The sequence below is a fragment of the Solibacillus sp. FSL K6-1126 genome (assembly GCF_038003445.1).
Classification (GTDB): domain Bacteria; phylum Bacillota; class Bacilli; order Bacillales_A; family Planococcaceae; genus Solibacillus; species Solibacillus silvestris.
Genome location: NZ_JBBOPD010000001.1, coordinates 3,050,977 through 3,073,835 on the forward strand (window position 1 = coordinate 3,050,977; position 22,859 = coordinate 3,073,835).

General features: G+C 38.6%; 19 protein-coding genes and 1 other annotated feature. Of the genes, 5 read left to right on the top strand and 14 right to left on the bottom strand.

Annotated features, from left to right (window positions below):
* Nucleotides 1-70 precede the first annotated feature (70 nt).
* The 7 genes from MHH44_RS15120 to ezrA all read right to left on the bottom strand — a co-directional run bounded on the left by MHH44_RS15120 (nucleotide 71) and on the right by ezrA (nucleotide 8,132).
* Nucleotides 71-562 carry an RDD family protein gene (locus MHH44_RS15120; RefSeq protein ID WP_340798965.1) on the bottom strand — a complete coding sequence of 164 codons (492 nt, stop codon included), beginning with the start codon at nucleotides 560-562 and terminating at the stop codon, nucleotides 71-73.
* A gap of 14 nt (nucleotides 563-576) precedes the next feature.
* Complete coding sequence (gene sppA / locus MHH44_RS15125) at nucleotides 577-1,587, bottom strand: signal peptide peptidase SppA (RefSeq protein ID WP_008407790.1); 1,011 nt, start codon at nucleotides 1,585-1,587, stop codon at nucleotides 577-579.
* A 249-nt stretch (nucleotides 1,588-1,836) separates the two neighbouring features.
* The gene (mbcS, locus tag MHH44_RS15130) at nucleotides 1,837-3,399 is read right to left on the bottom strand and encodes an acyl-CoA synthetase MbcS (RefSeq protein WP_340798966.1); all 1,563 of its coding nucleotides are present in this window, start codon (nucleotides 3,397-3,399) and stop codon (nucleotides 1,837-1,839) included.
* Nucleotides 3,400-3,570: 171 nt separating this feature from the next.
* Nucleotides 3,571-3,777 (bottom strand): alpha/beta-type small acid-soluble spore protein, encoded by a 207-nt coding sequence (locus tag MHH44_RS15135; RefSeq protein WP_008407794.1) that lies wholly within the window; start codon nucleotides 3,775-3,777, stop codon nucleotides 3,571-3,573.
* Nucleotides 3,778-3,887: 110 nt separating this feature from the next.
* On the bottom strand, nucleotides 3,888-5,099 hold the full coding sequence (gene thiI / locus MHH44_RS15140) for a tRNA uracil 4-sulfurtransferase ThiI (protein ID WP_340798967.1): 1,212 nt from the start codon (nucleotides 5,097-5,099) through the stop codon (nucleotides 3,888-3,890).
* Entirely contained in the window at nucleotides 5,096-6,244 is a 1,149-nt protein-coding gene (locus MHH44_RS15145) for a cysteine desulfurase family protein (protein WP_340798968.1), read from the bottom strand. The genes thiI and MHH44_RS15145 overlap by 4 nt, the downstream gene beginning before the upstream one ends.
* Nucleotides 6,245-6,428: 184 nt before the next feature.
* Nucleotides 6,429-8,132, bottom strand: a complete 1,704-nt coding sequence (gene ezrA / locus MHH44_RS15150) for a septation ring formation regulator EzrA (protein WP_340798969.1) — start codon at nucleotides 8,130-8,132, stop codon at nucleotides 6,429-6,431.
* A gap of 141 nt (nucleotides 8,133-8,273) precedes the next feature.
* On the opposite strand from ezrA, the gene hisJ reads away from it, so the two are divergent.
* Together hisJ and MHH44_RS15160 are read left to right on the top strand one after the other, a co-directional pair.
* Entirely contained in the window at nucleotides 8,274-9,077 is an 804-nt protein-coding gene (gene hisJ, locus MHH44_RS15155) for a histidinol-phosphatase HisJ (protein WP_008407798.1), read from the top strand.
* A gap of 12 nt (nucleotides 9,078-9,089) precedes the next feature.
* Entirely contained in the window at nucleotides 9,090-9,569 is a 480-nt protein-coding gene (locus MHH44_RS15160) for a GAF domain-containing protein (protein ID WP_008407799.1), read from the top strand.
* Nucleotides 9,570-9,613: 44 nt separating this feature from the next.
* Here MHH44_RS15160 and MHH44_RS15165 read toward each other — a convergent pair whose 3' ends face one another.
* Complete coding sequence (locus MHH44_RS15165) at nucleotides 9,614-11,476, bottom strand: sensor domain-containing diguanylate cyclase (protein WP_340798970.1); 1,863 nt, start codon at nucleotides 11,474-11,476, stop codon at nucleotides 9,614-9,616.
* A gap of 484 nt (nucleotides 11,477-11,960) precedes the next feature.
* On the opposite strand from MHH44_RS15165, the gene rpsD reads away from it, so the two are divergent.
* Both rpsD and MHH44_RS15175 read left to right on the top strand, forming a co-directional pair.
* Complete coding sequence (gene rpsD / locus MHH44_RS15170) at nucleotides 11,961-12,563, top strand: 30S ribosomal protein S4 (protein ID WP_008407801.1); 603 nt, start codon at nucleotides 11,961-11,963, stop codon at nucleotides 12,561-12,563.
* Nucleotides 12,564-12,733: 170 nt separating this feature from the next.
* Nucleotides 12,734-12,895, top strand: a complete 162-nt coding sequence (locus tag MHH44_RS15175) for a YjcZ family sporulation protein (RefSeq protein WP_008407802.1) — start codon at nucleotides 12,734-12,736, stop codon at nucleotides 12,893-12,895.
* Nucleotides 12,896-13,134: 239 nt separating this feature from the next.
* On the opposite strand, the gene MHH44_RS15180 is transcribed toward MHH44_RS15175, so the two are convergent.
* From MHH44_RS15180 to tyrS, 3 genes are all read right to left on the bottom strand, one after another.
* Nucleotides 13,135-13,746, bottom strand: a complete 612-nt coding sequence (locus MHH44_RS15180; RefSeq protein WP_008407803.1) for a Yip1 family protein — start codon at nucleotides 13,744-13,746, stop codon at nucleotides 13,135-13,137.
* Nucleotides 13,747-13,843: 97 nt separating this feature from the next.
* Complete coding sequence (locus MHH44_RS15185) at nucleotides 13,844-15,016, bottom strand: substrate-binding domain-containing protein (protein ID WP_340798971.1); 1,173 nt, start codon at nucleotides 15,014-15,016, stop codon at nucleotides 13,844-13,846.
* Between the two features lie 95 nt (nucleotides 15,017-15,111).
* A complete protein-coding gene (gene tyrS, locus MHH44_RS15190) occupies nucleotides 15,112-16,383 on the bottom strand; it encodes a tyrosine--tRNA ligase (RefSeq protein WP_340798972.1) in 1,272 nt (423 codons plus the stop codon).
* A gap of 72 nt (nucleotides 16,384-16,455) precedes the next feature.
* Nucleotides 16,456-16,663 (bottom strand) — a binding site (T-box leader).
* 102 nt (nucleotides 16,664-16,765) lie between these two features.
* On the opposite strand from tyrS, the gene MHH44_RS15195 reads away from it, so the two are divergent.
* The gene (locus MHH44_RS15195; protein WP_008407808.1) at nucleotides 16,766-19,639 is read left to right on the top strand and encodes a transglycosylase domain-containing protein; all 2,874 of its coding nucleotides are present in this window, start codon (nucleotides 16,766-16,768) and stop codon (nucleotides 19,637-19,639) included.
* 51 nt (nucleotides 19,640-19,690) lie between these two features.
* Here the strand turns inward: MHH44_RS15195 and MHH44_RS15200 are convergent, their stop codons facing one another.
* From MHH44_RS15200 to argJ, 3 genes are read right to left on the bottom strand one after another with little or no spacing between them, the layout of a single operon-like run.
* A complete protein-coding gene (locus MHH44_RS15200; RefSeq protein WP_065215496.1) occupies nucleotides 19,691-20,842 on the bottom strand; it encodes an acetylornithine transaminase in 1,152 nt (383 codons plus the stop codon).
* Entirely contained in the window at nucleotides 20,839-21,615 is a 777-nt protein-coding gene (gene argB, locus MHH44_RS15205; protein ID WP_339262753.1) for an acetylglutamate kinase, read from the bottom strand. The genes MHH44_RS15200 and argB overlap by 4 nt, the downstream gene beginning before the upstream one ends.
* Nucleotides 21,578-22,801: a bifunctional ornithine acetyltransferase/N-acetylglutamate synthase gene (gene argJ / locus MHH44_RS15210; protein WP_340798973.1), complete on the bottom strand. Its 1,224-nt coding sequence runs from the start codon at nucleotides 22,799-22,801 to the stop codon at nucleotides 21,578-21,580. Before argJ ends, argB begins: the two co-directional genes overlap by 38 nt.
* Nucleotides 22,802-22,859 lie beyond the last annotated feature (58 nt).

The following is a 22,859-nucleotide window of genomic DNA, read 5'->3' on the forward strand; positions in this document are numbered from 1 at the left end:
AATCTTACAAAACAGCTCTTCTCTTGCTTAGAAGGTGTCGATAGTAAATTATTTCCCCTTCTATTCATTTTCAAACATCTTTTGTATAAATATTTTCATGAACAACGACCGTATCCGCAAAATAATCGGCAATACTTTTATTGTTCGGTGAAAAGGCTACGATTAAATACGGCAAGTATAATAATGTGCCGTTGATAAATCGACCTACCCCTTCACGAAATAGCACGGTCATCCAATCCAGCGCTTCCCCGTCATCTTTTTCAACCTTTATACCAAACGTCATTTTCCCTATGGTTTGCTTGAAAAATTTTGTCATGAGCACAAAATAAGCGTAGAAAATAATTCCCGAAAGAATTGTCATCGGCGCGTACCACGCATCGCTGGCAACACTCCAATTCATCAATGCAAATACCGGCCTAATCGAGACGCCGATAATGGCACTTATTACAATTGAATCCAACAGAAATGCCCAGAAGCGCATCCAGAAGCCGGCTGTTTTTTGTTTAATAGAAGGCGGCTTTACGACAGATGCTTCATCCACTACTTCGATTATGTCAGTCATCGTAATCCCTCCTATTAGTAGTCACCATATAAATACATCATACGAGGTGAATTTGTCGTTGAAATAATTTTGGACAATACTTCAGACTCAGCAGATGGTCGTAACATAGAACCTAGTTTTACACCTAATAAAGAACCCCAGCTTGATGTATCCATTGTATATTCAAACAGCTCTGCATCTTCCAATCCGAAATCTTTACGTAATGCATTAATTGTCGCTTCTTCATTTCCAATTTCATCCACCAACCCTGCTCGCAGTGCCTGAGTACCGCCTAATACACGGCCATCCGCCACTTTCTTCACTTGCGCTTCAGACATATTACGCCCAGCTTCGATAATATCGACAAAATGCTCATATGATTCATCAATCATTTCCTGCAGCATCGCAAGTTCCTCTTTTGTAGAAGGTCGTACACCGCCAAACATGTCTTTATGTTCGCCTGATTTGATTGTTTCAAACTCGACACCGAAATTTTCGGCTAATTTCCCATAATTAATCGATTGCATAATCACACCGATTGAACCGGTAATTGTTTCTCGTTGTGCAAAAATCTTATCTGCTGGTGCTGAAATATAATAACCTCCGGAAGCAGCCATTGATCCCATTGATACATAAATCGGGATTTGTTTTTCCTCTTTTATTTTCAATAGTTTTTGGTAAATTTCCTCTGATTCAATGACACCGCCACCTGGAGTGTTTACAGATAATACAACCCCTTTAATTGTATCGTCTTCAAGTACAGCATCCAATTGTTCCATAAACTGCTGGTGGTTGTAATCAACAGTTTCCCAAATGCTTGGTTCTCCTACATCCTGAATTACGCCATCTACCGTTAAATGCGCAATTCGATTCGTTAAGTCTCCCGTTTCCACTACGCTTTCGTATGTGAGCGATTCCGTACCCATCAAATTGTCGATACTAGTAAAGAAATCGGTCTTGAAAATCGAAATAATCGTATTGATCCCAATAGAGAAAAATAATAATACGGCAGCAATAATGAGTGCCACAACTCGTTTTGTATTCATTTTCACGCCTCCTCAATATATGTACGAAACTATTTTACAAAAAGTTTCATCGAAAACCATTTCCTACAGCGATTTTGACATAATCCCACTTGATTAAGCAACCATACTTTAGGTTTTATCAATTGGCGAAGCCTCATTTCTATTAATTAAGCTCGGTTTAAACATGAATACTGGCAGAAAAAAAGGCGGCAAATTTCGCCACCTTTTATTCATTACCCGGGAAATATTTGTCGAGCAATGGTATTTCCCTTACTTTACACGCAATTCAACACGACGGATTTTCCCTGAAATTGTTTTAGGTAATTCATCTAAAAACTCTATAATTCGAGGATATTTATATGGTGCTGTCAGCTGTTTTACATGATTTTGCAGATCTTCTACAATTGTTGGGCTTTCTTTTAATGTAACATCTTTAAGGACGACAAATGCTTTTACAACATTACCTCGAATTTCATCCGGACTTGCAACAACAGCACATTCCTGTACAGCAGGGTGCTTCGTTAAAGCATCCTCAACTTCAAACGGCCCAATTGTATAACCTGATGAAATAATAATGTCATCATTACGGCCTTCAAACCAGAAATAGCCGTCTTCATCCTTTATCGCTCGGTCGCCTGTTACATACCAATCCCCGCGATATTGAATCGCTGTACGTTCAGGATCTTTATAATACCCTTTAAATAGTGCAGGTGTCGATTTGTGTACTGCGATATCACCAACTTCACCTGCCGGGACAGGCTCACCATCTTCATTGATTAAATCAATGATATTTCCCGGAGTCGGTTTCCCCATGGAGCCGGGACGCAATTCCATGTTTAACAATGTTCCGATCAATAATGTATTTTCTGTTTGGCCATAGCCATCACGGACAGTTAACTGATGTTCACGTTCGAACGTTTCAATTACTTCACGGTTTAATGGCTCACCTGCCGAGACAGCGCTGCGCAATGAAGTTAAATTAAATGTATTTAACTGATCTAACTTCGCCATCATTCGATATTCTGTCGGTGTACAGCAAAGCACATTGATGTGTTGCTGCTCTATTAAATGTAAAAACTGTTTAGGGTCAAACTTCCCTTTATATACAAATCCTGTTGCACCACTGCCTAATACAGCAAGAAACGGACTCCAAATCCATTTTTGCCATCCTGGAGCTGCAGTTGCCCATACCGTATCACCATCACGTACGCCAAGCCACTCCGCAGCCGTTGTACGTAAATGTGCATATCCCCAGCCATGTGAGTGCATTACAGCTTTAGGATTTCCTGTTGTGCCTGATGTATAGGCTAAAAAAGCAAGATCATGTGCTGTCGTCTCAACAGAATCGAACTCGTTTGACTGTTGCTCTGCAAGCGCCATTAATGAAGTCCATCCTGCTTTTTCTTTTCCGACAATAAAGCATTCTACATTCGCTAAATTTTCTACATGTTCAAATTCATTTACGAATTGTTCCATCACGATAATCGCCTTAGCCTCAGAATGATTTAGTCGATAATCAATATCTTTAGCTCGCAGCAACTCCGAACTTGGAATAATGACCAATCCTGCTTTTAATGCCCCAATATAAGAAACATATGCTTCTAAACAGCGAGGCAGCATAATTAAAATGACATCACCTTTTTTTAGTCCTTGTGCATAAAAGGCATTCGCTGCCTGATTTGCTCTTTGTAGTAACTCTTCGTATGTATAACGCTCTTGGTGTCCATTTTCTTCTTGAAAAATTAACGCTGTTTTCGATTCTTTATTATCGTGTTTTTCAAATTCATTCACAATATTATAAATTTCCGGTGCAACTAATTGATTTTCATTCATTTTTAATACTCCCCTTTGTTTAAAAAAAATGAGCCTTACCTTATTAGTATAATAATCCTTCTCGTTAATATCAAAATATTCCGCCACTTTTTATTGCATAACAAAAAATATTTGTTACCAAAATAAAAAGAAACGCTACTTTAAAAGTAGCGCTCCTTTTTTAAAAACGGATTATTGGTTTTGGTTGCCGCGTAATTGCTGCTCTGCCATCTGTACTAGGCGTTTCGTAATTTCGCCACCTACAGAACCGTTTGCACGAGATGATGCGTCAGGACCTAATTGTACGCCAAATTCTTGTGCGATTTCGTATTTCATTTGGTCTAAAGCTTGTTGTGCACCAGGTACACGTAATTTGTTTGAGCTGTTGTTGTTTGCCATCTGTCTCTCACCTCCTTGTGACATTAGAATGCACCGGGAGGAAAGATTAATACATAAAAAACACAGGTAAATTATAGTTTCATTAGGAAATCATTATCAGTTTCTAAAAATTATAGTAAATCCGCGAATTTATCTTCTTTTACTTCCTTCTGAGGGAACTGATATACTTCGCGGTTTTTAACGGCACGATCAATTAATTCATCGAATTCCGTAAAGCTTTCAAAACGCTGAACTTTTTCTAATTTCGGTTTTGTTTTTGGACTAGACGGTGTAAATATTGTACAGCAATCCTCAAATGGCTGGATTGATGTTTCGTATGTGCCAATATCTTTTGCGATTTTGATAATGTCATTTTTATCTGCTGAAATTAGCGGACGTAAAATTGGTGTATTTGTCACATCATTAATTGCAGTTAGGCTTTCCAATGTTTGTGAAGCGACTTGTCCTAGGCTTTCACCTGTTACAATACCTAATGCGCCAACTTCTTCACGCACTTTATCGGCTATTTTCATCATCATACGACGTGTTGATGTCATTGACATATTGTCTGGGACTGCATCTTTTACTGCTACTTGCAGTTCTGTAAACGGAATAACATGCAGGCGAATATTTGCACCGAATTTTGTTAGTTCATTTGCAAGTTCTTTAACTTTCTGTAAAGCATTATCGCTTGTATACGGAGGACTGAAGAAATGAATCGCATCCAGTCGAACGCCACGTTTCATCATTAAGTAACCGGCAACTGGACTATCGATACCGCCTGAAAGCATTAACAGCGATCGTCCATTTGATCCAATCGGCATTCCTCCAGCACCTTGAATTACTTGCGCCATCATATAGATTGCATCTTCACGAACTTCAATTCGCAATGCGAAATCCGGATTTTTCACCTGTACTTTAAAGTTAGGGAAATTCGGTAAAATTGTAGCTCCCATTTCACGCTGTAATTCATGTGTGTTTAATGGGAATGTTTTATCTGTACGATGTACTTCAACTTTAAACGTTAAATCACCTTTTTCACGATAGTCTTCTAAAATTTCAAAGGCTAAAGCTTTCATTACATCCAAATCTTTTTCACAAGAAGCGACAGGGCTGATTGATTGAATACCGAAAACATGTGGTAAACGATCCATCAGTACATCAAATTTCTCTTTATTTTCAACTTCAATAAACATACGGTCACGCTCTGCACGAATTTTCAGTGGTGCAATATCATTAAATGAATAACGGACATTATCGCGTAAACGGCTGATAAAATCTTTTTTGTTTCGACCTTTTGTTGATAATTCACCATAGCGAACTAATATTTCCTTAAAAATCATTGCATTATTTCTCCTTTTAATTCTTTCATTACGATTGTAAATTGCTTTTTGAATGAAGCAATATCTTCGTCAGTATTAATTGCGCCTAAACTTAAACGAAGGACACCGTTTTTAAAGCGACTATCGATATTCAATGCTTCCACAACATGGCTTGTTTTCGTTTGTTTTGACGAACATGCACTTGATGTTGAAACGATAATATCACGTTTTTGTAATGCATTTATTAAAATTTCACCTTTAAGTCCTCTAACACTGAAAGATAAAATATGCGGTGCACCATCTTTTGGCGAAAGGACATATACTTCCTGACCAAATTGCTCAAAGAAATGATGGAGATCTGCAGACCATTTTTTAAAGTTCTTAAAATTCCCCGGCATTCCTTCTACTGCTAAACGGGCCGCTTTTGCCAATGAAACAGCTTGCGGTACTGCAACCGTACCACTTCTTAATCCGAACTCTTGTCCACCACCAACAATAAATGCTTTCAGTTGAGGTTTTTTACGGAATGCCAACAGGCCACTCCCTTTTAAACCTTGAATTTTATGTCCTGAAATCGAAATGACATCGGGACCATTATCCCCATCAAAAAAGACTGGCAGCTTTCCGAAACTTTGAATCGCATCAACATGAAACATTGCCTGGCATGTACGATGAATGATTTGTGCCGCTTCTTTAATTGGCTGAACAGCTCCAATTTCATTGTTTACATGCATAATGCTCACGATGATTGTATCTTTGCGAAGCTTTTGCTGTAATTCCTCTAAAGAAATGACCCCATATTTGTTTACTTTCAAGTAGTCAATTTCATAACCTTCCTCTTCCAAACGCTTGACCGCTTCCAATATCGAAGGATGTTCTATTTCTGTCGTAATAATATGCTTGCCTCTAAAATTACTAGATTTTGCAAGACCAAAAAGCGCGGCATTATTCGATTCCGTACCTCCGGATGTAAATAAAATATTCTTTTCGTCTGTATGAAGAATATTTGCCAATTGCTCACGAGCTTTTGTTAATAAAGCATTTGACTCGACTCCAGCACGGTGAATCGATGCAGGGTTGGCGTAATATTGTTCATTTACTAACATAAATGTAGCCAAGACATCTTTGTGCGGTTTTGTTGTCGCACTATTATCTAAATATATCATCTATACTCAACCTTCTTTATTAAAACTAATTTTCCGTAATCTATTAACATTACAGAGTTGCCTGCAATCATCACTTACCAAAGAGAGAGGTTGTGTTAATAGTCAAATTGACTATTAACACAACCTCATAAATGTGCTTATTTATTATAACGCTAAATGGATCAACATGTAACCGTTATGCTTATTATTTTGTAAGCAGCTGCTCCTGAACGAGCTCCTCAATACGTTTAATCGCATTAGGATCGATAATTTCAACCGCTTTTGCTGCATCTTCCAGTGCTTTTATGTAGCGGAATTTCTTGAATGCGTCTTCAGCTTCAAGTAAATTTTCATGTACTTGTCGGTTAGTTGCTCTGTAGCGGTTTCCAAACTGAATAAGACGCTCAATAATTAATACGTTCTCTATCATTTCCTGTGCTTTTTCATGTGTTTCTTCAATCGATTGCTTTGCATTTAGTAAATGCTGATTTACTTGGATAATATTCAACGGCACTTCCTGTAAGCTTTGTACAACAACAAAAATCTGCTCTGCCGCCTCTTCTAATCTTGCATCCATTTCTTCCGGTATTCCAGGAATATTGGCACGTCCAAGCAGGCGTTCGGTATCTTGCAATAAGCGCTTTAATGTTTCCAATTCAGCTCTTGCTTTATTTTCATCGATACGGAGATTTTTTAGTTTGTTAGAGAACTTTTCCTGTTCTTCAGCAATTTGCTCGATCTCATCAGTAATTTCTTTTAGCTCTTCCTGTAAGCTGGAGTAGGCAGACTTTTCTTCATGGACACGAGTTGATAACAACTCATAGCGTCTTTGTAGAACTTCCAAGTGCTTTAAGCCCACTTTAGGAATTTCCGCCTCTCTGTCCTGCAAACGGTAGCTATGCTGTACATACGCGACTTCATCATTAATGTCCTTTGTAAGGCGCATTACATCATTGATCACACTGTACATGCCGGAACAGTTGCGTTCCACATACTTTCTTGCCATTACTTCTTTTTCTAGCAAATTGTAAAAATGGTCGATTTCATCATTAATTGTTTCAATTCGTGGTGATACAGCCGGTAAGTTTAATTCAGCAATTGCCTCTTTTAACATTTCCAGTTCATTCTCAAGCCCATTCAAATATTCAGTCAGTTCTAAATGGCGTAAATAATATTTTTGCTCTTCCATTTCACGCTGTCCATTACGAAGTTCATGAATTGCGGTCGGAATTTTTGTTTGAATTTCCGTAAGCAATGTCGGCACATCATTTAGTAAGCTGAAAATCTCCTGTGCTTCACTGTTTAACTGAAGAACAATTTCACGTGCCTGCAAATAGTTGCCGTCTTTCGTTAACTCATCGAATTCTTCAAACTTAGGTATAAATTGCTCAAGCTTCTTTTCCAATGCTTCCAAAGCCGGACCAAATGAATGCTGGTGTGCCAAAATCGTCTTACGTGCAGAACGGTAATATTCTTTCAACTGCTCGATTTCAATACGGTTTTTCTCTTCACTGCCAATCAATTCATCCAGCTCTGTAATAATCTGCACACGTACTTGCTCACATTTTGCAAGCTCTTGCTCGATGTCACGTTCTGTATGTGTTGCTTTGTTAAATTTAAATCGGTCGACAAATTCTTCTGCATCAAACAATAATTCGTCAATTTTCGGAATTTGCTTATCAACAACATCCAACCAACGATTACGCCAGTTTTCAAAAAGCTCTTCTGTTTGACCGTTCATATTAAGGGCTTTTACTTTTGCGAGCTCCTCAAAAATCGGGTAATGTTGTATTTGTAGTTTTTCCTTATCTAATCGTCCTATTTCTGCATTATGCTTGCGTCTTACTACTAAGCCTGCCATTAATAATGCTAATAGTACGACGACAACAATGATGATATACTTTATCATTGTAAGCCCCCTAATCCCAAATAAAATCAATATTTTAGCTATATACGTATTATTTATAATAACATGTTTTCTAATATTTGTTTAACTATTTCCAGCTTTTTTTACTTTTAAATACCATATTTTTGAAGGAAGGTCATTCAATTGAAACGAGACGGTCATATACATACACCTTTTTGTCCCCATGGTTCTACAGATTCGATAGAAAAATATGTCGAAAAAGCGATAACAAGCGGATTTAAAGAAATCACATTTACGGAGCATGCACCTTTACCTGAAAACTTTGTCGATCCAACACCTGACAAGGATAGCGGAATGAACCCTGCTTATTTGATGGATTACTTTAAACAACTGCAGTGCGCAAAAGAACAGTACGAATCACAAATTAAAATCAATATTGGGCTGGAGGTCGACTATATTGTCGGCTTTGAACATGAAACAAAACAATTTCTCGATGAAGTCGGCCCATTATTGGATGATGCGATATTATCCGTACACTTTTTGAATTTCCAAGAAGAATATGTATGTATTGACTTTTCACAAGAAGTATATTTACAATTTGCCAATAAGGTTGGCGGCATTCTTCCTATGTATAAGCTATACTACGAAACCGTGAAAAAGTCGATTTTGGCGGATTTAGGTTTATACAAACCTAAGCGTATAGGACATCCTACACTAATTCATAAATTTCAGCTTGCCCACAATGAGCAGGTCGATGACGCAGCTGACATAAATGAACTATTAAAGATGATGCAGAACAGCCATTATGAGCTTGATTTTAATAGTGCTGGCCTAAGTAAACCGTATTGTAATGAGACATACCCGCCCTATCCATTTGTGAAACAGGCAATTAATTTACAAATTCCAATTGTTTTCGGCTCGGATGCCCATACGGTAGCGGATTTACATCAGCATTATGAAACATTACTGAAAAAAATAACTTTTTAATTGGAGGATTCTATGTTTGGAAATATCACTTATAACGGTTCAATAACAGACCAGTACGAACAGCTATCTAAACAGCTGGATGCATTGCTTGAAGGGGAAAATAACTTAATCGCTAACTTAAGTAACGCTTCAGCTTTATTAAATACTTTTTTAAAAGAAATTAACTGGGTAGGATTCTATTTAATGAATGAAGGCGAATTAGTGCTTGGACCATTCCAAGGCTTGCCTGCTTGTGTACGAATTCCTGTCGGGCGCGGTGTTTGCGGTACAACGGTTGCTAAGGAGCAAACAATGGTTGTAGACGATGTTCACGCTTTCCCTGGCCATATTGCTTGTGACGCTGCATCAAAATCGGAAATCGTTATTCCATTAATTAAAAATGGTGTCGTTATAGGTGTTTTAGATATCGACAGCCCGGTTGAAGCACGTTTTACTGCTGAAGATAAAGATGGTTTGGAAAAATTCGTGGATGTACTGTTAAAACATATTTAATTACTAAAAAGGGAGTGCCCGAAAAGTTATTCCGGGTACTCCCTTTAATATTGCAGTTCCATTGGTTTTTCATATACACATAAGCGGTTTTTTCCGTTTCGTTTTGCATGATATAACGCCATATCAGCTTGCGCAAACATATTTTTGAAATTAGGACGACTGCTCTTATGCCATGTAATCATACCCGCTGAAACCGTAACTGATGGATTTGATACACTTGGTACCATTTGTACAATCGAATCCGAAATTCCAATCGCTTCACTGTCTGAAATATTCGGAATATAGATAGCAAGCTCTTCACCGCCCCATCGCGAGCAAATGCCCTTTTTCCCTATTTCATTTTGCAGTCGCCTAGCAATTTGCACGATTACTTCATCCCCGACTTGATGCCCATATGTGTCATTCACCTTTTTAAAGTTATCGATATCAATTAAAAGGAACATTCCTGAATCGTCCTTTTGAATGGAATTTTCTACGTATGAATCAGAGTAACTTCTTGCATAAAGCTTTGTTAAATGGTCCCGATCCACCATCTCCTGAAGTTGTTCACGTAAAACAGAATTGGAAATGGCTAATGACGAATGGTGAATAAGCGATTGCATTAGCTTAAAGCTGTCAAAGGAGAAGAAATACGGCTCTTTATGCAATACAATGCTAAACCCGATAATATCTTCTTCAACAATCATTGGAATGGCCATAATCGACTTATACTCAATGTCTCCTGAAATAAGACGACTGAAATCAGCAATAAACAATGGGTCTTGTGTCGTCTGAAAATGTTTTTCCACGTGTTGGACATATACATTGCACGCTACATAATCGAAAAGATCTGTACACGCTTCGGTCATGATATACTTTTCATCTTCTTTAAACATGAAACCAATTTCCATAGGCTGAAAAGATTTCAACATTTGCTTTTGTAAAAATAAAAGCATCTCGCTGATCGTCAATTTCATATTTAAACGGTGGGAAGTTTCATTGATTAACTGTAAATCCGTGATGAGACGATGTGATTGATGATAGAGTTTTGCGTTTTCCAAGGCATTTCCTGAAGCTTGCGCAAGCATACGGATAAATTCTTTTTCCGAATTCGCGAATGAGTAATTGATCGGTGCTTTTACCTGTAAAATTCCGTATATTGCTTGTCTCCCTTTTATAGGCACATTTAATAATCGACGGTTTTGTTCAACGGCTATATCTTCTTTCAATTCTCCCGATACAAAAGACTCGATTGTTGCAGGCCGCTCCGATAAATAGTCAAAGGGCTTTATTTTCACTCTCGTTTGACGGTCTTGGTCATTTGACAAGATCAGCTCTACTTCAAGTCCAGGAAAATTTTCTTCTATTGTAATAAGCACATTTTCCAAAATTACATCAATGTCCATCGTTGAATGGAAAAGATCTGTCATCCCATATAATTTACGGTACTTTTGCTCATTTGAATACACTTCGTATTTTTGAATTAAATATTTATAGGAAGCGGATATCGCCCCTACTATTTCTTCAGTCAGCACTGTTTGTATAGGTGCCCCGACAGGATTATATTTAAATATAATAATAGCTTCTATTTTATCATTTATTATAAGTGGCATAACATCCGTATGGTTTTCAAAATACGGCTGTTCTTTTAAAAACCCGGGTAACTTCACAACTTTGTTACCATTAAAATAGGGTTGTATTAAATCTAATGCTACATCAACATTCAGTAATTCTAAGTTGTCGATCGGTTTCAATTTATTTTCGCTTACATGAAATAAAAAACAATGTTCCATATTAAAGTGTTTTGTTAGGCTTTCTTCTAATAGGAAAAAGTAATCATAAAATTTACTTCGTTGTAATTTCTTATTCATACAAAGGCTTAAAATATCCGATTTAAATTGATCAATCTTTTGTTGATTTTCCACCATTAAATCACCTTTTCTTTTACTATTGCGATGTCGGTTCTTTTCACTTAACATCAAGTATACACATTTTATGTCTTATTGACTATTTAAATTTGTTATATTTTTCTAGTAAACACCCCAATTTGAATTGTTTTTTGAATATTAAAGTATTTTCCCGTTCTTATCTACTACCCGCTTTTGTGCTTAAATGCCCACAAAACGATAAATTATTTTTATTTTTCTTTACTACATATTATCTTCAAAATGTAAAACACCTTTGTTGACGGATAGAAAAAAAAAAGATACAATAGCCTTTGTGTAAAATGAATGCAGTAGTTGTATAACTTAAATGTAGTATTTTATTCCTTCTGTGTAGACAGAATGGTGTATTGTGTAACCCTTTCGGCTGCATGGGCGAAGATACATGAAAATAGAATACCGTTTAATGTCGGGTACAACTGGTTTTTTCTTTTACAACAAAAACCAATTTTAAGGAGGAGACACAATTATGTCTCGTTATACAGGTCCATCTTGGAAACTATCTCGTCGTCTTGGTATTTCATTAAGCGGCACAGGTAAAGAAATCGCAAAACGCCCTTACGCACCAGGTCAACACGGCCCGAACTCTCGTGGTAAAAAATCAGAGTACGGTCTACAATTAACTGAAAAGCAAAAATTACGTCATATGTATGGTATGACTGAACGTCAATTCAAAAACACTTACCTACGTGCTGGTAAATTACAAGGTGTACACGGTGAAAACTTCATGATTTTACTTGAAACTCGCCTTGACAACCTAGTTTACCGTTTAGGTTTAGCTCGCACTCGTCGTGCAGCTCGTCAATTAGTTAACCACGGTCACATCTTAGTTGATGGTAACCGCGTTGACATCCCATCTTACTCAGTAAAACCAGGTCAAACGATCTCTTTACGTGAGAAATCAGCTAACCTTTCAGTTGTTGCTGAATCAATCGAAGTAAACAGCTTCGTACCAGAATATTTATCATTCGATGCAGACTCTAAAGTAGGTACTTTCGTACGTTTACCAGAGCGCTCTGAATTATCTTCTGAAATCAACGAACAATTCATCGTAGAGTTCTACTCTCGTTAATCTTTCGAGCTTCAGATATATTCGAATCAAACCATCAAGCCCTGTTTATCGGGTGCTTGGTGGTTTTTTTATTTAGATTTATTTTCTGCAAAATTTTTTTCAAAATTGTTCAATCGCCCCGATCAACCCTTCTTCGTTGAATAGGATAACGAGGAAAGGGGGTGAATATTATGGGTTACGGTTATGAAGGATATCAAAATCAAAACTATAATAACTACGGTGGTTACGGCTGTGGTGGTGGCGGTAACAGCGGCGGTAACAGCTTAACATTCGTTCTAATTGTTGTTCTATTCATTCTTTTAATTATTGTCGGTGCTACTTTCGCTTACTAATAACTCCGATTCCAAAGAAGGCTTCTAGCTAGCCAGAAATAAATCCAACTACTTATTACTGCTTCTCGCCCTTAGGGTCACTTCCCCCAGTGACCCTTTTTATTTTGAATTTCATTTACTTTTCATCCTTACATATAGACACAAACATTACATTCCGCTAACAATAAAAAAAGATGCTGTACGCTATAGAGCGGCAGCATCCTTTCTATTCAACTCGTAACAATCCATACTAAATATGCTTAAAACAAAAAGTAAGTTGCTCCTAGTACCGCAATTACTATAAACGAAGCAAAAAATGCTTTCCACTTAGATATACGGTGCACTTCCGAAATCCCAATAACTGTGATGACATATGTCCAAATACTGCTAATAATAATCAGAGTTCCACAAACAAATTGCAGAATCAAATCACCTAGTGATGTCTCCATATAGGAAATAGAGAAAAATGACTGTGGTGCGAATTGCATCCAGAACAGAAGAACCGGCAATATCCAAATATAAGGAATCATTGTCACACTGATCATGCGGAACATTTCTTTAAACTTCCCTGTACCACCGAATGCTTTTGCTGATAGTGTCAATACGCCTGCCGATAAAACTGTTGAAAGAAAATATAGTACTAAACTTAAAAGAAATGTTGAATAAACGATATCTCCCAGCGTATATTGTCCTGTAAATTCACTACCGATAAAACTGACTAAATTACTAGCAAACACTCCGATAATACCAACGAAAATGAAATAAGATAACTTTTTAGTTGTTAACACATAACGAATAGTATCTCGGGGTTTAACAGCAATGCTTAATATCGCATGTCGATCATCGACTGTACCTGTTAATTGCTCACTCAAAATAACATCCCCCTAAAAATATGTATACAATCTATTATACTGATATTTTTAAGGTGATACAAAATTATTGCTTCTTTAGTAGCATACCAATCTTTTACTATTCGGCAGATTTAAGAGATACATAGCCCGCCTTTTCCACTAATGCCTGCCCTTCATCCGAGAGCACCCAATCAATCACCTGTTTAACATTTCCTGTTGGCTCGCCTGCTGTCACAATATAAAATTCGGAAGCAATTGGATACGCATTGTTGCGAATTGTTTCTCTTGTCGGTGCAACCCCATCGATTTCCAAAAGTTTAATTTCTTTATTTTTTACCATCTCATTTGAATAGTAGCGGAAAGTATAACCGATTGCGTTTTTATAATTTTTATATTGGGACACTTCATTGATAATTCCGCCCATTCCTGTCGCTACATCTTCCGTTGGGGCTTCCATTAACGGTTTATCCCCCATAAGCCGTTGTAATGCTGTTTGTGATCCGCTGTCCTCAGGTCTTTGGAATGCACGGATCGCATCGTCTTGTCCGCCAACTTCAGACCAGTTTGTAATTTCCCCTGCATAGATTCCCTTAATTTGTTCGAGCGATAAACGATCGACTTTGTTTTTACTGTTCACGAAAAAGACAAATGCTTCTTTTCCAATAGGCGTCAAATGAAATTTAATCCCCTGTTGTTCTGCCTGGTGAATTTGTGAATCGGATGGGCCCGCTACAAATATCATATCCGTATTACCAAAAATCAGGTTCGTATAGGCTTCGTGCGTCTGATTCACCATCACTTCACTCTTGTAAGGATTATATTCTCTTTCAGGATAAAGATGCTCTGTAATGGCTGCATACAATGGATACAAAGCCGTTGCACCATCCATCTTCGGCAAAGGTTCCTCTATTTTTAAACTCGGTTTCTTATCCAATTGCACTAATTTATTCTGATCTGTAAATGGCTCATATTGATAAATATTCACTTCCGCGTCAACAGTCGGTACCCTGCCATCGAACCATTTATAAATTGGTTGTATCGAGGTGACGACCAAAACAATTCCGGCAATTGACCAAAAGATTTTTATACGCTTACTGTTTTTGTAAAATACATCAAAAATCACAAGGACAAAACCAATATATAAAATGACCGCAGCAGAAATTACTAACGGTATATAATGAATCTTGCCGCTAAATGCTACAAAAAATAACAATATGAAAGTGAAAAAGCAAACCGTCAGTAAGACAAAAATCGAAATGACAATTTTCCCTAAATAAGATTTATTTTCCATACTCCCACACCTCTCCTCCTATAGTTCTTTATGAAACGAAATATTCCTTTTAAAAAAACGTCCTGGAAAACTACTTCCCAAGACGTTTAATTTAATTAAGCAAATTTCACCATATGGTATTTTTTCTTGCCGCGACGAATAATGGCAAAGGCGTCTTCCAAACGGTCTTTCGCATCGATTACATATTCCAGATCTGTAATTTTTTCTCCGTTCACGCTAATTGCACCGTTCGTAACATCTTCACGTGCCTGACGCTTTGATGAAGAAATTCCTGCTTCTACGATTAACTCCACGATATTTTTGTCTTCTTTCGCCACTTCTACAGAAGGTACACCAGAGAAGGCTACTTTCATTTCCTCTACTGACAATGCTTTTAAGTCACCGGAGAATAATGCTTTTGTAATACGCTCTGCGGCTTCCAGACCTTCCTCACCGTGAATCAGACGCGTCATTTCTTCAGCCAATGCTTTTTGCGCTTTACGTAAATGCGGTTCTTCTTCAACACTTACTGCAAGGCCTTCAATTTCTTCACGTGACAGGAATGTGAAGATTTTTAAGTATTTCACAACATCTGCATCCGCAGTATTGATCCAGAACTGGTAAAACTCGTATGGAGATGTTTTCGCAGCATCGAGCCATACAGCGCCGCCCGCTGTTTTACCGAATTTTGTACCGTCCGCTTTTGTTACAAGAGGAATTGTAATACCGAACGCTTTCGCATTTTCATCATGCGTTTTACGAATCATTTCCAAGCCTGTTGTAATATTGCCCCACTGATCCGAACCACCTACTTGAATTCGAACGTTGTGATGATCGTATAAATGATTGAAGTCAATACCTTGGATTAATGTGTAAGCAAATTCAGTAAATGAAATACCTGAATCCAGGCGTGACGCTACTGTATCTTTATTTAAGATGTAGTTTACATTGATCAGTTTCCCGTAATCACGAAGGAAATCGATTAATGTCATTGGACCTACCCAGTCATTATTGTTTACAAGAACAGCACCATTTGCAGCATGCGATGAAAAGTCGAATAAGCGCTCCATTTGCTTTTTAAGTCCCTGCACATTTTTATCGATCTGGTCCATCGTCTGTAATTGACGCTCTTCTGAACGGCCAGATGGATCCCCAACTGTACCTGTAGCTCCACCAACTAATAAAATCGGTGTATGACCTGCTTTTTGGAAACGGCGTAACGTTAGCAATGGCACGATATGTCCGATATGCATCGAATCCGCTGTCGGGTCAACACCTACATATAGGGAAACCTTTTCTTCGTTTAATAACTTTTCCATACCTTCCGCGTCTGTTTGCTGGTATAACAATCCACGCCATTCCAAGTCTTGCAGTAATTCTTTTGTCATTTGTTTTCTCTCCTTTTACATGATGCGTCATTTACTTGTAAGGAAATAAAAAAGTCCCTACACGCAAATGCATGCAGGGACGTCAAATTTTTATTTAACGCGGTACCACCCGGCTTGAAGAAATTTAAATCTCTTTCTTCCACTTTAAGCGTCTATAACGTGACGATCCGTTCAGGCTCCAAGTACGTAATTCATAAATGCGTTATGTCTAGCTTTCACCAACCGCTAGCTCTCTATGCAGGGAACACATTTATTACTGCAAACTCTTCGTTGCCTGAAATTTATATTTTCTATTCTACCTAGAAAATAGTTGATGTCAATATTTATATTCGTTTATATATCAAATATGCTATAATAAACAAGATTTTAGGAGGTCGATGATGTGAAACAATGGCTCGAAAAATTAAATAAAAAAATCGAAATCCTTGCTTCTTCAGAAAGAATGCGCTTCGTCAGAATTGGAGGCGGTGTATTCTGGAATTTAACTTTACTGGCTATTATTTTTATAGCTGCGACACTGTTGTTTGTTGGAGGTGTAGGCGCAGGTTACTTCGCATCATTAACAAAGGATGAACCTTTGCGATCGAAAGAAGAGATGCGCGAACAAATTTTCAGCTATGAAGAAACAAGTGAACTTTATTTTGCGAACGATATTTACATAGGAAAGATCAGAACTGATTTAGATCGACGTGAAACATCGCTAGCTAATATATCCCCATCCTTAATTAATGCTGTTCTTGCTACAGAGGATGAATATTTCCGTGAGCATACCGGCATTGTGCCGAAAGCGGTAATACGTGGATTACTGCAAGATGTATCCAACTCGTCTACACAGACAGGTGGCTCTACCCTAACACAGCAATTAATAAAAAACCAAATATTAACGAATGAAGTTTCTTATGAACGTAAAGCGAAGGAAATTTTACTTGCGTACCGTTTGGAACATTTTATGACAAAAGAAGAAATACTCGAAGCCTATTTAAATATCATCCCGTATGGCCGAAATTCTTCAGGTCGTAACATTGCCGGAATTGAAACGGCTGCACAGGGTATTTTTGGTGTGTCCGCATCTAAATTAAATCTACCGCAGGCAGCTTATATTGCCGGTATCCCACAGGCACCTTTCACATATACGCCTTTTACAAATAAAGGTGAGCAAAAAAGTGCGGAAGGGATGCAGCCAGGTATTGACCGTATGAAAACGGTTCTTTATCGTATGCAGGAAGCAGGCTATATTACGAAGAAAGAATATGACGAAGCAATTGCCTATGATATTTCTAAAGACTTCAAAGGATATGAAATCCGTCCGGAAGAAAAATATCCTTGGTTAACAGCAGAGCTTGAGCTGCGTTCAAAAGAAATTTTCGCTAAAATACTTGCCGAAAAAGACGGCATTGACCCGGACCGTTTAAAAGAAGAAGAGAACTTAAATGAAAAATATACAATACTGGCAGACCGTACAATACGTTCAGGCGGTTACCGTATTTACTCAACGATTAATAAAGACATGTATGATGCCATGAAAAAAGTGACGGAAGAATTCACTTTATACGGACAAACATACAAGAAAAAAGGAAAAGATCCTGAAACAGGCGAAGAAATCGAAGTGGATGTTCCCGTACAAACAGGAAGTATGGTTATTGAAAACAAAACAGGCCGTATTTTAAGTTTTGTTGGTGGGCGTGACCATGAAATTGAACAATTGAATCATGCGACACAAGCTTACCGTTCAAACGGTTCAACGATGAAACCGTTACTTGCCTATGCACCAGCGCTTGATTACGGTGTCATTGGTGCAGGAAGCCCTGTAGTCGATGTGAAATTTAAACGTAGTTATGACAACTATGAACCCGTCAACTATATTCCAACACAGGAACTAGGAATTATTCCAGCACGACAAGCAGTTGCATCATCACAAAACTTAGCAGTACTGCGTTTGTATGATTCAATTTTAGATCGTCGTCCAGCAACCTATTTGGAAAAAATGGGCTTCTCAAAGTTGACTGAAGGAGATTATGTCAATCTTTCTACATCTATTGGCGGGATTACTCACGGGGCAACTGTCGAAGAAAATACAAATGCCTATACAACCTTTGCAAATAACGGACAATTTAACGATGCCTACATGATTGAACGCATTGAAGATCTGGATGGCAATATTGTTTATGAACATGAAGCTGCTCCAGTTGATGTATTTGCACCGGAAACTGCCTATATGATGACTGATATGCTACGAGGTGTTATGAAGCAAGGTGGTACTGCAACATTGGCGAAGAGTCAATTGAAATTCTCATCTGACTTTGCCGCAAAGACAGGGACTACACAGGACCATAAAGATGTTTGGCTAGTCGGATACAATCCGAATATTTCTGTTGGCGTTTGGTTAGGTTATGACCAGCCACGCACACTTTATGCATTTAATAACCGTTACCAGCATCCAAGTCAGCGTGTAAACCGGTTATGGGCTAATTACCTGAATACGCTTTATGACATTGACCCGGAATTAGTCGGTACGAAAGAAACTTTCAAAAAACCTGAAGGCGTTGTAACACGATCATTTTGCGGCATTTCAGGTCTGGCACCTTCTACTTCATGTGCCAATGCCGGTTTAGTTACGTCAGATTTATTTAATAAAAATGTATTTTTACCGTCTAAGCCGGATGACAGCTTTGTATCTTCTACATCGGTTGTTATTAACGGCAACACATATGCCGCATTACCAAATACACCTACTGAGTTTGTCCAAATGAGCGGATTCGGATTAAATCAGGCATTTGTTGACCGTATGTTAGGCAGACTGGGTGGTGACGCATCGAAATTATTGTCATTCACATCAGGTAAAGGTGTTGTAACCGGTGCACCATTCTCGGCAGACAGTGCACCACCACAACCTGTTTATGCTACATTGGCAAACGGTTCACTTTCGTGGACAGCCTCTTCATCAAATGATGTCGTCGGCTATCGTGTTTATAGCGTTACCGATCAAGGAAGATCGCTCGTACGCTCATTAAAATCTTATGAAGGGTACCGGGTATCTGTTTCACCAGGTGTTCGCTACATCGTCGTAGCAGTTGATATTACAGGATTGGAATCAGGCTATTCGAACGAAGTTGGAGAAGTTGTCGAAACGGCTCCACCGGAAACGGAAGATGAGGAAAATGTTGTACCCGGAGAGGTAATTGAAGAACCAGAAGAACCCGAAGATCTTGACGAAATTGAAGTTGACGTTGATCCTGTCGAACCATCAGGAGAATAACAAAAAAATCTCACCAACTAGTAAAATTGTTGGTGAGATTTTTTAATGTAATTAAATTGATACCTGTTCCTCTTTTAATACACCTTTTAATAAATTGACCGCTTCATCAATTTCTTGTTCGCTAACTGTTAAAGGTGGTAATAGACGAATCACTTTCGGTCCGGCTGCAACCGTTAATAGACCTGCTTCATCCAATGCGGCAACATAAGGTGCGACATCTTCGCCACCGAGACTTAACCCCAGCATTAACCCTTTACCTTGAACCGAATATTTTTCTTCCGGAAATGCTTCTTCCAGTTTATTTACAAAGTACGCTGATTTTTGTTTCACATTATCCAAAAAGGCATCATTGAATATTTGATCGATAACTGTTTGCGCAACGGCAACGCCCAATGGATTTCCGCCGAACGTCGTACCATGTGTCCCTGCACTAAACGTGTTAAAGAGCTTATCTGTCCCAAGTATCCCCCCAATCGGGAATCCGCCACCTAGACCTTTTGCCATTGAAACAATATCCGGTTTGATGACTGTCTGTTCAAATGCAAAACGAGTTCCTGTACGTCCGATACCCGTTTGTACTTCATCAACAATGACTAAAATATCCGATGATTGCTGGATTTCATGAATGGCTTTCGCGAATTCCTCCGTTACGGGATTTACGCCACCTTCACCTTGGATCATTTCCAGCATAATCGCAGCAGTATCAGCATCAGCTGCTGCTTTTAATGCTGTAACATCATTAAACGGCAAAGTTACAAACTCGCTTACTAATGGACCGAAGCCGTTACGTACTTTATCTTGCCCTGTTGCACTCATCGCTCCAAATGTACGTCCATGAAAGCTTTGTTCAAAAACGATGATTTTATGTTTTCCTGTATGCTTACGTACTAGTTTAATAGCCGCTTCGTTCGCCTCTGCACCGCTATTACAGAAAAATGCATACGATAAATGCAAATCTTCCACTAATGATGCAGCAAGCTTTTCCTGTCCTGGACTTTCAAATAAGTTACTAATATGCCATAACTTTTGACTTTGTTTTTGAATGGTTTCTACAATCGATGGATGTGCATGCCCTAAACTACATACGGCAATACCGCTCGTAAAATCTAAATATCGTTTCCCAGTCGTATCAAATACCTCTGTTCCTTTTCCTTCGACAATAGCGAAAGGTCTTCTTGCGTAATTTTGGAATAATGCACTCATTTCACTAGCTCCTCACTTAAAATAGTCGTCCCGGTTAAAGTTTCATTTACAATTTGTACAGAAGGAATGCCTGCCTTCAAACAGTTAAGAGCGCCCTGTACTTTCGGAATCATACCGCCGTAAATATGCCCGTCGTCAATCCATTGTTCGATTAACCTTGGTGTCACTTCCGTCTGATATTCATCCTTTATACGAATACCGGCAACATCTGTCACAAGCAGGAGACAATCCGCGCCGACTGCCAATGCAATTTCACTCGCAACTGTATCGCCATTAATGTTCAGCGCCTGCCCGTCCTTCGTTGCACCGATACAGGCAACGACAGGTACAATACCAGCTTCTGTCAAAGTATTTAACATATTTATATTAACATGCTTCACTTCTCCTACATATGCGTAAGTTTCGTAATTTAAAAATTCACTTTCGAGCAGTCCGTCATCAAAACCATTTAGTCCAATGGCAGAAATATTTGCTGAATGAAGTTCATGAACGAGTGAAGGATTTACTTTTCCGATTAATGTTGACTGCACAATGCCGATCATTTCTTTACTCGTTACACGCAGTCCGTTTACTGTATGGGACTCAATTCCTGCAGCGGCTAATTCACGATTAATCGCTGGCCCTCCGCCATGTGTAATAATGAGTTGGATCCCTTGTTCCTGCAATGCTTTAAAATTGCGAAAGAAGGCCTCGTTAAGACCTTCTAATGTACTGCCACCAAGCTTGATGACCATTTTACGAGCGGTATGATGCGTTGATTTGAACGTAGTCATAAGTCAGGTCACACCCCCATGCAAATCCGTGTCCTTTTCCAACTTCCAGTGACACAAATATTTTCACTTCATGCTGTTTTAATATTTCGATGAGTACTTCTTCGGAAAACTGAATCGGTTCGCCGTTTTCCACCATTGTAGCTCCACCGATTTTAATTGTAATTTTATCAGGATCGATTACAGCTCCAGAATAGCCAACTGCTGCAATAATACGACCCCAGTTTGCGTCACAGCCAAACACGGCTGTTTTCACAAGTGGTGAACCTACAACTGTTTTTGCGATTTTACGCGCTTCTTCATCTGAAACCGCTCCATCCACTTCTACTTCGATGAGCTTAGTCGCACCTTCCCCATCACGTGCAATTGACTTTGCCAAGTCTTCTGATACGAGACGTAGTGCTGTGTAAAAGTTTTCCCAGTCGGGGTGCGCCGAAGATAATGGGTCATTTCCTGCTAAGCCATTTGCCATTACAATAACCGTATCGTTTGTTGACGTATCACCGTCAACTGTAATCGAGTTGAACGTGCAATCCGTTACACTCGATAACGCTTTTTGCAGCTCTTCTGATTCAATATTGGCATCTGTTGTAATAAACCCAAGCATTGTCGCCATATTTGGTTCAATCATGCCAGAGCCCTTTGCTGTTCCTGAAACAATTACTTCCTTGCCATCAATGATCGTTGCATACGTTGTGTTTTTCATTACTGTATCGGTCGTTAATATTGCTTGAGAAAAATCAATACCGCTTTCTAGCTTAGAATCCGGATTTAATAGCTCTACACCTTTTTTAACTGGTTCCATCTTCATAATTTCCCCGATGACACCTGTAGAGGCTACCCCTACCAAACTAGATGCGATGCCAAGCTTTTGTGCTGCAAGCAGTTGCATTTCATATGCATCCAATAATCCTTGTTTGCCTGTGCATGCATTGGCATTTCCTGAATTTACGATTACCGCCTGCATTTTTTTCGTTTCATATACAACTTCTTTTGTCACTTTCAACGGTGCTGCCTGGACTGCATTTGTTGTGAATACGCCGGCAACACTTGCTGGTACTTCACTTACCAAAATTGCTAAATCTTTTTTCTTATGTTTAAGCCCACAATGAACACCTGCTGCAGTAAACCCTTTTGGTGACACGATATTTTTACTTGATAGTTTTTTCATCTCTATTGTTGAAGTCATCTAGTGACCCTCCCTTAATTTAAAGTCCTCGTCATAATATGGGGTTGATTTCTATCTA